This window comes from Pseudomonas sp. WS 5010 (assembly GCF_012985565.1).
Lineage (GTDB): Bacteria > Pseudomonadota > Gammaproteobacteria > Pseudomonadales > Pseudomonadaceae > Aquipseudomonas.
The window spans coordinates 578,000-590,276 of sequence record NZ_JAAQWQ010000004.1 but is presented as its reverse complement, the minus strand read 5'-3'; the positions used below and the strand labels follow the sequence as shown (position 1 = coordinate 590,276).

The 12,277-nt window shown below is 60.6% G+C and carries 10 protein-coding genes; 7 read left to right on the top strand and 3 right to left on the bottom strand.

The features are described 5' to 3' along the window. Positions 1-14 precede the first annotated feature (14 nt). Both HBO11_RS15900 and HBO11_RS15895 read left to right on the top strand, forming a co-directional pair. Positions 15-488 (top strand): thioesterase family protein, encoded by a 474-nt coding sequence (locus tag HBO11_RS15900; protein WP_169953675.1) that lies wholly within the window; start codon positions 15-17, stop codon positions 486-488. Between the two features lie 248 nt (positions 489-736). Continuing rightward, positions 737-1,000, top strand: coding sequence for a hypothetical protein (locus HBO11_RS15895; protein WP_169953673.1), 264 nt, complete (start codon positions 737-739; stop codon positions 998-1,000). A gap of 88 nt (positions 1,001-1,088) precedes the next feature. Here the strand turns inward: HBO11_RS15895 and HBO11_RS15890 are convergent, their stop codons facing one another. Next, positions 1,089-2,192 (bottom strand): GlxA family transcriptional regulator, encoded by a 1,104-nt coding sequence (locus tag HBO11_RS15890; protein WP_029300670.1) that lies wholly within the window; start codon positions 2,190-2,192, stop codon positions 1,089-1,091. 560 nt (positions 2,193-2,752) lie between these two features. After that, complete coding sequence (locus HBO11_RS15885) at positions 2,753-4,129, bottom strand: L-serine ammonia-lyase (RefSeq protein WP_170058898.1); 1,377 nt, start codon at positions 4,127-4,129, stop codon at positions 2,753-2,755. A 427-nt stretch (positions 4,130-4,556) separates the two neighbouring features. Between HBO11_RS15885 and HBO11_RS15880 the strand changes: the two genes are divergently transcribed. The 3 genes from HBO11_RS15880 (at position 4,557) to choV (ending at position 7,592) form a co-directional block, all read left to right on the top strand. Further along, complete coding sequence (locus tag HBO11_RS15880) at positions 4,557-5,504, top strand: choline ABC transporter substrate-binding protein (RefSeq protein ID WP_169953669.1); 948 nt, start codon at positions 4,557-4,559, stop codon at positions 5,502-5,504. 67 nt (positions 5,505-5,571) lie between these two features. Further along, entirely contained in the window at positions 5,572-6,417 is an 846-nt protein-coding gene (gene choW / locus HBO11_RS15875) for a choline ABC transporter permease subunit (RefSeq protein WP_032858679.1), read from the top strand. Further along, positions 6,414-7,592, top strand: coding sequence for a choline ABC transporter ATP-binding protein (gene choV, locus HBO11_RS15870; protein WP_029300678.1), 1,179 nt, complete (start codon positions 6,414-6,416; stop codon positions 7,590-7,592). The genes choW and choV overlap by 4 nt, the downstream gene beginning before the upstream one ends. A 156-nt stretch (positions 7,593-7,748) precedes the next feature. On the opposite strand, the gene HBO11_RS15865 is transcribed toward choV, so the two are convergent. Next, positions 7,749-9,686, bottom strand: a complete 1,938-nt coding sequence (locus HBO11_RS15865) for a BCCT family transporter (protein ID WP_346266490.1) — start codon at positions 9,684-9,686, stop codon at positions 7,749-7,751. A gap of 378 nt (positions 9,687-10,064) precedes the next feature. Between HBO11_RS15865 and betI the strand changes: the two genes are divergently transcribed. Together betI and betB are read left to right on the top strand one after the other, a co-directional pair. Next, the gene (gene betI, locus HBO11_RS15860; protein ID WP_032858683.1) at positions 10,065-10,658 is read left to right on the top strand and encodes a transcriptional regulator BetI; all 594 of its coding nucleotides are present in this window, start codon (positions 10,065-10,067) and stop codon (positions 10,656-10,658) included. A 94-nt stretch (positions 10,659-10,752) separates the two neighbouring features. Beyond that, complete coding sequence (gene betB, locus HBO11_RS15855) at positions 10,753-12,225, top strand: betaine-aldehyde dehydrogenase (protein ID WP_169953665.1); 1,473 nt, start codon at positions 10,753-10,755, stop codon at positions 12,223-12,225. Positions 12,226-12,277: the final 52 nt, after the last annotated feature.

Below are 12,277 nucleotides of genomic sequence, written 5' to 3'. Positions count from 1 at the left end.
CTGGAATTGACGACATGCCCGCACTGACGACCTACACCACCCACATCATCCCCGACTGGGTCGATTACAACGGCCACCTGCGGGATGCGTTCTACCTGCTGATCTTCAGCTACGCCACCGATGCGTTGATGGACACCCTGGGCCTGGACAGCGACAACCGCGAAGCCAGCGGCCACTCGCTGTTTACCCTGGAGCTGCACCTCAATTACCTGCACGAAGTGAAACTCGGGGCCGAGGTCGAGGTGCGCACCCAGTTGATCGCCCATGACAACAAGCGCCTGCATCTGTATCACAGCCTGCACCTGGTGGGCGAAGAGCGGGAGCTGGCGGGCAATGAGCAGATGCTGCTGCATGTCGACCTTGCCGGGCCACGCTCGGCACCGTTCAGCGCAGCGGTGGCACAGCGCCTGGCGGCAATCAGCAGCGAGCAGGCAGACCTGCCCCGGCCGGCCCTGCTCGGGCGTGTCATCGGCCTGCCGGTCAAATAAAAAAAGCCCCGATCCAGCCGTGACAGGATCGGGGCAGAGTGCTTTGTGCGAGCGTGCGGGCCGAGGGTGACCAAACCTTCAATCTGCTTGCTTGAGCCTAAGTGTGCCCACAACCACCCTTGGCAACTGGCCCGAAAACGACCTGTTCATAGTCGTTCCAGCCATCGCGCCATTCAGGCCTTGCCGACCCGCTGACGGCCCACCAGAATCGAACCTGATCGAAGTCTCCCCTAACCAGGATGAACATCATGATGCACGCGGATTTGATTGATCAGGATGACCTGCTGAGCCAGCTGCGCTCCCTGGGTTTCGAGGTGTCCAGCGGCGCCACTGCCGAGCAGGCCTGTGAATGCGCGGTACGCGGCTTGAGTGAAGCGCGGGCCAAGGCACTCAAGGGCATGGTCGAGCAGATGTACACCGGCAGCGCGACTATTCTGCCGGCGGTGCGCCAGGCGATTGATAAGCAGTTGTTGCCTGCTTTGGTGGCATTCAGGAATAGTTCTGGGGCCTGATACACCGCTATCGCGGGCAAGCCCGCTCCCACAGGGGAATGCATTCCAAATGTGGGAGCTGGCTTGCCTGCGATGCAGGCGCCTCGGTCTACAGCCTTACACTGGCAAACGTCGACTCATTGCGCGCCTGGCTCAACGCCGACATCGGCCCCGCCAACGGTGACAACACCAACGCCTGCGGAATCGGCATCATCGCCACTTGCTGGGTGGTGTTGGAACCGACGCGTTCATCCCGTGGCGGAATGCCGAAATACTCGCGGTAGCACTTGGAGAAGTGCGGCGTGGACACAAACCCGCACACCGAGGCCACTTCAATGATCGACATCGGCGTTTGCTTGAGCAACTGCCGGGCACGGATCAGGCGCAGCTTGAGGTAGTAGCGCGACGGCGAGCAGTGCAGGTATTTCTGGAACAGGCGCTCCAGCTGGCGCCGCGAGACGGCGACGTAGACGGCCAGTTCATCGAGGTCGATCGGCTCCTCCAGGTTGGCTTCCATCAGCGCGACGATTTCCTGCAGCTTCGGCTGGTTGGTGCCGAGCATGTGCTTGAGCGGCACACGCTGGTGATCCTGTTCATTGCGGATACGTTCGTACACAAACATCTCGGAAATCGCCGCCGACAGTTCACGGCCGTGGTCGCGGCTGATCAGGTGCAGCATCATGTCCAGCGGCGCGGTGCCGCCCGAACTGGTGAAGCGATTGCGGTCGAGGGTGAACAGGCGCGTGCTCATCGACACCCGTGGGAAAGCTTCCTGCATCGACGCCAGGCATTCCCAGTGCACGCTGCAATCAAACCCGTCGAGCAAGCCGGCGCAGGCCAGGGCCCAACTGCCGGTGCACACCGCGCCGAGGCGGCGGGACTGGCGCGCCTGGCTTTGCAGCCACGACACATGTTCGCGGGTCACGGTGCGCTGGATACCCACGCCGCCGCAGACAATCACGGTGTCCAGGGCCGGGGCTTTGTGCATGGAGCAATCGGGGGTGATTTGCAGGCCATCGCTGGCCCATACCTGGTTGCCGTCGACGCTCAAGGTGGTCCAGCGATACAGCTCGCGACCGGACAATTGGTTGGCCATGCGCAGTGGCTCCACTGCGGACGCCAGGGAAATCAGCGTGAAATTGTCCAGCAGCAAAAAGCCGATGGATTGAGGCGCACGGTTCTGGGGTTGAGCCCCGGAGTTGAACGACGTCATCGCGGTATCTCCTCACACAAAGCAGGTGATGGCCTCAGGCGAGGCTCTTGTTATTGCACTCTTCGTCCGTCAGGAGAGAGGCTTTGAATTGATAGAGCAAATGCCATGCCTAAAGTTGAATAGGTATTCAATAACTCCTGAAAACGACCTATTGAGGTGTCTATATAAGCCCGCGCCCGGCGTGAGGATATGAGTCGGAAAAAGCCTACGCTCACGGTCTGTGAGCAGATCGGTAGCACTTGTGGGAAGGCGCTTTCAGGGCGTAGGAAAAGTGTGTCACCACACGCACAGGTGACGGGTGGTCGGGAGGGAAATCGTTTGGGGGCTACTTATCTGTTTGCGACGCGCTAAAAGGTGGCGTGTTGGGGGTGAAGTGTTCACTTTATGAGCAGTGGGGTTTGACCCTGCGTCATCGCGGGCAAGCCCCAATGCCAGTCAGTTAAGCGCAGATCCCCTGTGGGAGCGGGCTTGCCAGCGATAGCGGTAGTGAATCCAACACCGCTATCGCTGGCAAGCCAGCTCCTACATTTGATCTTCACTGCTTTGAGCATTGGGTTCGCTTAACACTCAACAGCACTCACCGCCAACCCACCCCGCGAGGTCTCCTTGTACTTGTCATGCATATCCGCCCCGGTATCGCGCATGGTGCGGATCACCCGGTCCAGGGAGATAAAGTGCTGGCCGTCGCCACGCAACGCCATCTGCGCGGCATTGATTGCCTTGACCGCTGCAATCGCATTGCGCTCGATGCACGGCACTTGCACCAGGCCGCCCACCGGGTCGCAGGTCAGGCCGAGGTTGTGCTCCAGGCCGATTTCGGCGGCGTTGCACACCTGCTCCGGCGAGGCGCCGAGAATCTCTGCCAACCCCGCCGCCGCCATGGCGCAGGCCGAGCCGACTTCGCCCTGGCAACCGACTTCGGCGCCAGAGATCGACGCATTCTTTTTGCACAGAATGCCGATGGCCGCCGCACCGAGAAAGTAGTCCACCACATTGGCCTCGGTGACTTGCTCGCTGAACTTCATGAAGTAGTGCAGCACCGCCGGAATGATCCCCGCCGCCCCGTTGGTCGGGGCCGTGACCATGCGCCCACCGGCAGCGTTTTCTTCGTTGACGGCCAGGGCGAACAGGTTGACCCACTCCATGGCGCTCAAGGTCGAGCCGATCACATTCGGCTTGCCCAACTCCTGCAGGCTGCGGTGCAACTTGGCGGCGCGGCGGCGCACATTCAAGCCGCCGGGCAGGATGCCTTCGTGCTTGAGGCCCTGCTCGACGCAGTCCTGCATGGCACGCCAGAGTTTCATCAGGCCGCTGCGGATTTCTTCCTCGGAACGCCAGACCTTTTCATTGGCCAACATCAGTTCGGCGACGCGCAGGTTGTGGGTCTTGCACAACTGCAACAACTCCACCGCGCTGGAGAAATCATAGGGCAGTTCGGTGCGGTCCATATCTGCCACGCCGCTGCGCGCCTGGGCTTCATCCACCACAAAGCCGCCGCCCACCGAATAGTAGGTATCGCGATGCAACTCGGTCTGGGCGCCGTAGACCACCAGGGTCATGGCATTGGGATGGAAGGGCAGGTTTTCGTCGATCAGGCGCATGTCCCGCGACCACACAAACGGCACCGGTACGCGGTTGTCCAGCAGCAACGTCTGCGTTTGGCGCAGGGCCTCGATACGCGGGCCGATCTGCGATGGATCAATCGCGTCTGGCCACTCGCCCATCAGCCCCATGATCACCGCGTTGTCGCTGCCGTGGCCGATGCCGGTGGCCGATAACGAGCCATACAGCTGCACTTCGACACGCCGTACCTGATCCACAAGCGCACGTTCCCGCAAGCCCTGGACGAATAACGCCGCGGCGCGCATGGGGCCGACGGTGTGGGAACTGGACGGCCCAATGCCGATCTTGAACAGGTCGAAAACGCTGATAGCCATTGCGCGAAACTCCTCGATAGCACAGGCCAGGCGCAATAACGCCTGGTGGCGGAGCTGCTACGCTCAAGTCGCCCAGATGGCGGCATCATCAAGCTTTCACTGCGCCGTCCGGCGTCTCACACCGACATACCCATGCTCACCAGCGTCTTCCCCGTGCAATGGGACGTAATCGCCGTTTTTTGCGGCGCAGATCGAGAAAAAGTGCAGTTTTGCCTATGGAAAAATCTGTAAGCGACGTCACCGACACTGGATACGACCATCCCTGTACTGGATACGACCCACCCTGTAGGCGTCAGATTTTCACTGGTACATGATCAGTCTCGACTCGTTTGCAAGGCACCGAGGCTGCACATCGCTCGCACGCCCCAACTGCAACACTTATAAGCGCGGTCAAGCACCGCCGGAAAAACACCAGGAGTCCAAACCCATGAAAGGTTCCCCCCCGTTGTTGTTGGCCGCCATGCTGAGTCTTCCCCTTGCGGCCCTCGCTGCTGATCCTGAGCAGTGCAGCACCGTCAACTTCTCCGATGTCGGCTGGACCGATATCACCGTCACCACCGCCACCACCAGCGAAGTCCTCAAGGGCCTGGGCTACAAGCCCCGTACCACGATGATTTCCGTACCCGTGACCTACAAGTCCCTGGCCGACGGCAAGAACATGGATATCTTCCTTGGCAACTGGATGCCGACCATGGAAAACGACATCAAGCAGTACCGTGATGCCGGCACCGTGGAAACCGTGCGCGCCAACCTGGAAAACGCCAAATACACCCTGGCCGTGCCACAAGCGCTGTACGACAAGGGCCTGAAGGACTTCGCCGACATCGTCAAATTCAAGGACGAACTGGGCGGCAAGATCTACGGCATCGAGCCGGGCAACGACGGCAACCGTACGATCCAGAGCGTGATCGACAAGAATCAGTTCGGCTTGAAGGACGCAGGCTTCAAGGTGGTGGAGTCCAGCGAAGCGGGGATGCTCTCGCAAGTGGACCGCGCCACCAAGCGCGGCCAGGCCATTGTGTTCCTCGCCTGGGAACCGCACCCGATGAACACCCGTTTCAAACTCAAGTACCTGACTGGAGGTGACGATTCATTCGGCCCCAACTACGGCCAGGCCACCATCTACACCAACACCCGCAAGGGCTACGTGCAGGAGTGCAGCAACGTTGGCCAACTGCTGAAAAACCTGTCGTTCACCCTGGACATGGAAAGCACCCTGATGGGCAACGTCCTCGACGACAAGATGAAACCCGACGTAGCCGCCAAGGCCTGGCTGAAGAAGAACCCGCAAGTACTCGACACCTGGCTCGCCGGGGTCACCACCCTTGATGGCAAACCAGGACTTGCCGCCGTGAAAGCCTACCTCGACAAGTAACCGCTGACCCTGGGCCGGCGTGCCGGCCCGGGATGTTTTCCCTCTTCGCATGTGGACATTCACTACCATGCTGACTGAACAGAAAATCCCACTAGGCCAGTACATCGCTGCCTTCGTCGAATGGTTGACGCAGAACGGCGCCGATTATTTCGACGCGATCGCATCGACACTGGAAACGATGATCCACGGCGTGACGTTTGCGCTGACCTGGTTCAATCCGCTGGCATTGATCGGTCTGATTGCGCTGCTTGCTCACTACATTCAACGTAAGTGGGGCCTGACCGTATTTGTCATCGCCTCCTTCCTGCTGATCCTCAACCTGGGGTACTGGCAGGAAACCATGGAGACCCTGGCGCAGGTGCTGTTCGCCACCCTGGTCTGCGTGGTGATCGGCGTGCCGCTGGGCATAGTTGCCGCGCACAAGCCGATGTTCTACACGATGATGCGCCCGGTGCTCGATTTGATGCAGACCGTGCCAACCTTCGTCTACCTCATCCCGACCCTGACCCTCTTCGGGCTGGGCGTGGTACCTGGCCTGATCTCCACGGTGGTGTTCGCGATTGCCGCGCCGATCCGCCTGACCTACCTGGGCATCCGCGATGTGCCGCAAGAGTTGATGGATGCCGGCAAGGCCTTTGGCTGCTCGCGCCGCCAGTTGCTCTCGCGCATCGAACTGCCCCACGCCATGCCGAGCATTGCTGCCGGCATTACCCAATGCATCATGCTGTCGTTGTCGATGGTGGTGATCGCGGCCCTGGTGGGCGCCGACGGCCTCGGCAAACCCGTGGTCAACGCGCTGAACACCGCCGACATTGCCCTGGGCTTTGAAGCCGGCCTGGCGATTGTGCTGCTGGCCATCATGCTCGACCGCATCTGCAAACAACCCGACGCCAAAGTAGGGGGTGATGCATGAGCATTATCCGATTCGACAATGTCGACGTGATCTTCTCCAAAGACCCACGCGAAGCCCTCAAGCTGCTGGACGAGGGGATGCACCGCAACGAAATCCTGAAAAAGACCGGGCAGATCGTCGGCGTGGAAAAGGCCAGCCTGGATATCGAGAAAGGCGAGATCTGCGTGTTGATGGGCCTGTCCGGCTCCGGCAAATCCAGCCTGTTGCGCTGTATCAACGGCCTTAACACCGTGAGCCGTGGCCAGTTGTTTGTCGAGCATGAAGGGCGCCAGATCGACATCGCCTCATGCACCCCGGCAGAGCTGAAAATGATGCGCACCAAGCGCATCGCCATGGTGTTCCAGAAGTTCGCCCTGATGCCCTGGCTCACGGTACGTGAAAACATCAGCTTTGGCCTGGAGATGCAGGGCCGCCCCGAGAAAGAGCGGCGCAAGCTGGTGGACGAAAAACTTGAGCTGGTGGGCCTGACCCAATGGCGCAACAAGAAGCCCGACGAACTCTCGGGCGGCATGCAACAGCGCGTCGGCCTGGCTCGCGCCCTGGCGATGGACGCCGATATCCTGCTGATGGACGAACCCTTCTCGGCCCTCGACCCCCTGATCCGCCAAGGCCTGCAGGATGAACTGCTGGAGCTGCAACGCAAGCTGAGCAAGACCATCGTGTTCGTCAGCCACGACCTGGATGAGGCGCTCAAGCTCGGTAGCCGGATCGCGATCATGAAAGACGGCAAGATCATCCAGTACAGCGTGCCGGAAGAGATTGTGCTGAACCCGGCGGATGACTATGTGCGCACCTTCGTCGCCCATACCAACCCGCTGAACGTGTTGTGCGGCCGCAGCCTGATGCGCACCCTGGACAACTGCAAGCGGGTCAACGGCTCGGTGTGCCTGGACCCAGGCGGCGATTCGTGGCTGGACCTGGCCGAAGGCAACACCATCCAGGGCGCGCGGCAAAATGGCGTGGCAATGAACCTGCAGAACTGGGCGCCAGGGCAAGCCGTGGAAGGCCTGGGGCGGTTGCCGACCTTGGTGGATTCGAATATCGGCATGCGCGATGCGTTGCAGATTCGCTACCAGACCGGCAACAAGCTGGTGCTGCACGACAACAACAAGGTGGTAGGGATTCTGGGGGATAGCGAGCTGTACCACGCCCTGCTGGGCAAGAACCTGGGCTAAAGACCCAACTGAAGGAACTGGGTCATTGTAGGAGCTGGCTTGCCAGCGATAGCGGTAGTGAATCCAACACCGCTATCGCTGGCAAGCCAGCTCCTACATTTGAGCGCATTGCCAAGTTTGAACAGGCGGTGTCAGTGACGACACCGCCGGCTTTTATCAGCTATAGACACGGCCAAGGAGCTGCCGATGGCTTTCAAACTGATCGAGCACATCCCGGGTGATCTGCTCCTGGGTGAAGCCCATCAGGTCGTATTCCTGGCCGCCGTTGTGCAGGTAGACCTCGGCGCGGTAGTAGCGCGCACGCTCCTCGTCCGCTTCGATCGACTCACTGGGCGCCGCCAGGTAGCCGTCCAGGCTCACCTCGTAGACAAACGGGTTGCCTTCCATCTCGATCCGCACGCCAATGCAGCGCTTGGACTTACCCAGCAGCGTCTGCACATCCAGCCCTTGGGCGCGCAATGCCACGGCCGCTTCTTCCAGCGCCGGGGTGACTTTCTTGTCCATAAAGCGTTGCACCACCGCCTGGCTCGGTTGCAGGTCCTGGGCGGTGAGGCGCTCGCTGAAACCGCGACGGCCGCGTTCGGCCAATTGCGCCTGCTCCTGTTCGATGGCCACATCCTGGCGCATGGCCTTGTGCAAACCGAACATAAAGAAGATCAGCACCACCGAGAACGGCAGGCCCGCCAGTACCACCATGGTCTGCATGGCTTCAAAGTTGCCGGCAAACAACAAGCCGATGGTCACCAGGGTGATCACCGCCGACCAGAAGATCCGCAGCCAATGCGGCGCATCCTCATCCACATTGCCACCTTTGCACGACAGGTTGGCCATCATCACCGCGCCAGAATCCGCCGGCGTCAGGAACAGCACAAAGCCGACAAAGATCGACACGCCAATCACCACTTTCGACGCTGGGTAGTATTCCAGCAACTGGTAGATCGCCATGGATGGCTGCTCCAGCGCGGTCTTGCCCAGCTCCACCGCACCGTGGTTGAGCACCAGGTCCAACGCCGAGTTGCCGAAGATCGACAGCCACGCCAGGGTAAAGCCCAGCGGGATCAGCAATACGCCAGCCACCAGTTCACGCACGGTACGGCCACGGGAAATACGCGCGATGAACATGCCTACGAACGGTGCCCAGGAAATCCACCAGGCCCAGTAGAACAGGGTCCACAGGCCCATCCAGCGCTCGGACTTCTCGCCATCGCCTTCGTACACGTAGAGGTCGAAGGTTTTGAGCACCAGGCCGTTCATGTAGTCGCCCAGGTTCTGCACAAAGCCGTTGAGCAGGTGCAGGGTCGGGCCAAACAGCAGCACGAAAATCAGCAGGCCGCTGAACAGCACGATGTTCAGGTTGGACAGGCGGCGAATGCCATTTTCCACGCCCGACACGGCGGCGATGGTCGCCACGGTGCTCATCACGATGATCACGATCAGCAGGTTGGTGTTGCTGTGCTCCATGCCGAACAGGTTTTCCAGCCCGGACGACACTTGCATCGAACCAATCCCCAGGTTCGTCACCAGGCCCAGCAGGGTCACGAACATGCCGAAGCCATCCACCGCATGACCGGCCGCACCCTTGACCCAGCGCTCGCCCATCAACGGGTACAGCGCCGAACGCAGGGCCAGCGGCTGGTTATGGCGGTAAGCAAAGTACGCCACGGCCAGGCCGACCAGCGCATAGATCGCCCAGCCATGCAGGCCCCAGTGCAGGAAGGTCAGCTGCAACGCCTGGCGCGCGGCCATATGGGTGGCGGCGGCGCCTTCGGGCGGGTTGAAGTAGTGGTCCAACGGCTCGGACGCGCCGAAGTACAGCAACGAGATGCCGATGCCCGAGGAGAACAACATGCCGGCCCAGGCGCCGTAGCTGAAGTCCGGGGTATCGGCCTTGCTGCCCAGCTTCAATTTGCCGTAGGACGAAAACGCCAGGCCCACGACAAATACCAGGTAGGCGGCGATAACCACCATGTAGTACCAGCCAAAGCTCTTCGAGAGCCAGGTCTGGGCGACTCCCAGCATTCTGCCGGCCTCTTGCGGGGCGATGATCAGAACGGCGGTCAACAACAGGATCAGCGCGGTGGAGGTGTAGAACACCCAACCGTTGACCCGCACCTTTTCCGGTGGGGTCTTTATAAGAGAGGCAGAACTCATGGCACAGAGGCTCCGGGCAGTGCGAGAGAGGACACAAGGCAGCGCGTGACCCGCGCCATCGATTTTTCGGCAGTCGACGGACGGGTGTTATAAAGACATCCCGAAAATCCCCGAACCCCAGCGACCCAGGGTCATGGGCGGTTTCAAGGGTTTTTACGGATGTCAGATGTGCCTGCCGACATGTAGGAAATACCTGTAGGCAGCGACCATTTGTCGCAGATCTTATTCTTTGTTGATTGAACGTTCAATCAAAACAAAATAGACTGGCCCTCAAGCCGACGAACGTTTACGCCCGTCGGCAGGCCTAAGGAGAGGTGCTACATGCCCAAGGTCGGTATGCAACCCATACGCCGCCAGCAGTTGATCGAAGCCACATTGACGGCCATCGATCAGGTTGGGATGGGAGATGCCAGCATTGCGCTGATCGCCCGTCTGGCCGGCGTCTCGAACGGCATCATCAGTCACTACTTTCAGGACAAGAATGGCCTGATCGCCGCAACCATGCGGTACCTGATGAATGTGCTGATCGAGAACGTCCACGAACGCCGGCAGGCATTGAAGGAAGACAGCCCCCGGGCGCACCTTCAAGTGATTATTGGCGGCAACTTCGACGCCAGCCAGGTCAACGGCCCGGCAATGAAAACCTGGCTGGCCTTCTGGGCCACCAGCATGCACCACCCGTCTTTGCACAGGTTGCAGCGGATCAACGATCACCGCCTGTATTCCAACCTGTGCTGCCAGTTCCGCCGTGTGCTGCCGCTGGAAGATGCACGCAGCGCAGCCCGAGGCCTGGCGGCCCTGATCGACGGCTTGTGGTTGCGCGGCGCCCTGTCGGGAGACGCTTTCGACACGGAGCAGGCGCAACGGATCGCTTACGAATACATGGATTTCCAATTGGCCAAGCAGGTGAGTTAGAGCCCACATAAACGCTCAACCCCTGAACTGCTGCTGAGCGGGCTATGCCCCTTCAGTGGTTAACGCCAACCACTTATGCACTTGCGAGGACTTTATGGCCCGTTTCGAACTGCAAAAACTCTACATTGACGGCGGCTACAGCGACGCTGGCAGCGATGCCACCTTCGAAGCCATCAACCCGGCTAACGGTGAAGTTCTCGCCAACGTGCAGCGCGCTACGTTCGAAGACGTTGAGCGTGCGGTGGTCAGCGCCGAAAAGGGCCAGAAAATCTGGGCCGCGATGACCGCTATGGAGCGTTCGCGCATCCTGCGTCGCGCCGTGGAAATCCTGCGTGAGCGCAACGATGAACTGGCCGCCCTGGAAACCCTGGACACCGGTAAATCCTTCTCTGAAACCAAGTACGTCGACATCGTCACCGGTGCCGACGTGCTGGAATACTACGCCGGCCTGGTGCCCGCCATCGAAGGCGAGCAGATCCCGCTGCGTACCACTTCGTTCGTCTACACCCGCCGCGAGCCGCTGGGCGTGGTCGCCGGTATCGGCGCGTGGAACTACCCGATCCAGATCGCCCTGTGGAAGTCTGCCCCAGCTCTGGCGGCCGGCAACGCAATGATCTTCAAGCCAAGTGAAGTGACGTCGCTGACCACCCTGAAACTGGCCGAGATCTACACCGAAGCCGGCGTTCCGGATGGCGTGTTCAACGTCCTGACCGGCAGCGGTCGTGAAGTCGGCACCTGGCTGACCGAGCACCCACGCATCGAAAAAATCTCCTTCACCGGCGGCACCGACACCGGCAAGAAGGTCATGGCCAGCGCTTCGAGTTCCTCGCTCAAAGACGTGACCATGGAACTGGGCGGCAAATCCCCGCTGATCATCTTCGACGACGCCGACCTGGATCGCGCCGCCGACACCGCGATGATGGCCAACTTCTACAGCTCCGGCCAGGTCTGCACCAACGGCACCCGCGTGTTTATTCCAAAGCACCTGCAAGCTGCCTTTGAAGCCAAGATCGTGGAGCGTGTTGCGCGCATCCGCGTCGGCAACCCAGAAGACGAAAACACCAACTTCGGCCCACTGGTCAGCTTCGCCCACATGGAAAGCGTGCTGGGCTACATCGCCAAGGGCAAGGAAGAAGGCGCACGCCTGCTGTGCGGCGGCGACCGCCTGACCGACGGCGACTTCGCCAAGGGCGCGTTCGTGGCACCGACCGTGTTCACTGACTGCACCGACGACATGACCATCGTGCGTGAAGAAATCTTTGGCCCGGTAATGAGCATCCTCACCTACGAGACCGAAGAAGAAGTGATCCGTCGTGCCAACGACACCGACTTCGGCCTGGCCGCGGGCCTGGTGACCCGCGATCTGAACCGCGCTCACCGCGTGATTCATCAGTTGGAAGCCGGTATCTGCTGGATCAACGCCTGGGGCGAGTCCGACGCCAAGATGCCGGTGGGCGGCTACAAGCAGTCGGGTGTTGGCCGTGAGAACGGCATCAGCTCGCTGAACAACTTCACCCGCATCAAATCGGTACAGGTTGAGCTGGGCGACTACGCCTCGGTGTTCTAACCCGGCTACCGCCAATCGCCCGCAAGCGGGCTCCTACAAGAATTGCGCACGA

Bases quoted from the DNA above. Each gene is read 5' to 3' on its own strand.
- HBO11_RS15900 (WP_169953675.1), top strand. From the start codon at position 15: ATGCCCGCACTGACGACCTACACCACCCACATCATCCCCGACTGGGTC.
- HBO11_RS15895 (WP_169953673.1), top strand. From the start codon at position 737: ATGATGCACGCGGATTTGATTGATCAGGATGACCTGCTGAGCCAGCTG.
- HBO11_RS15890 (WP_029300670.1), bottom strand. From the start codon at position 2,192: ATGACGTCGTTCAACTCCGGGGCTCAACCCCAGAACCGTGCGCCTCAA.
- HBO11_RS15885 (WP_170058898.1), bottom strand. From the start codon at position 4,129: ATGGCTATCAGCGTTTTCGACCTGTTCAAGATCGGCATTGGGCCGTCC.
- HBO11_RS15880 (WP_169953669.1), top strand. From the start codon at position 4,557: ATGAAAGGTTCCCCCCCGTTGTTGTTGGCCGCCATGCTGAGTCTTCCC.
- choW (WP_032858679.1), top strand. From the start codon at position 5,572: ATGCTGACTGAACAGAAAATCCCACTAGGCCAGTACATCGCTGCCTTC.
- choV (WP_029300678.1), top strand. From the start codon at position 6,414: ATGAGCATTATCCGATTCGACAATGTCGACGTGATCTTCTCCAAAGAC.
- betI (WP_032858683.1), top strand. From the start codon at position 10,065: ATGCCCAAGGTCGGTATGCAACCCATACGCCGCCAGCAGTTGATCGAA.
- betB (WP_169953665.1), top strand. From the start codon at position 10,753: ATGGCCCGTTTCGAACTGCAAAAACTCTACATTGACGGCGGCTACAGC.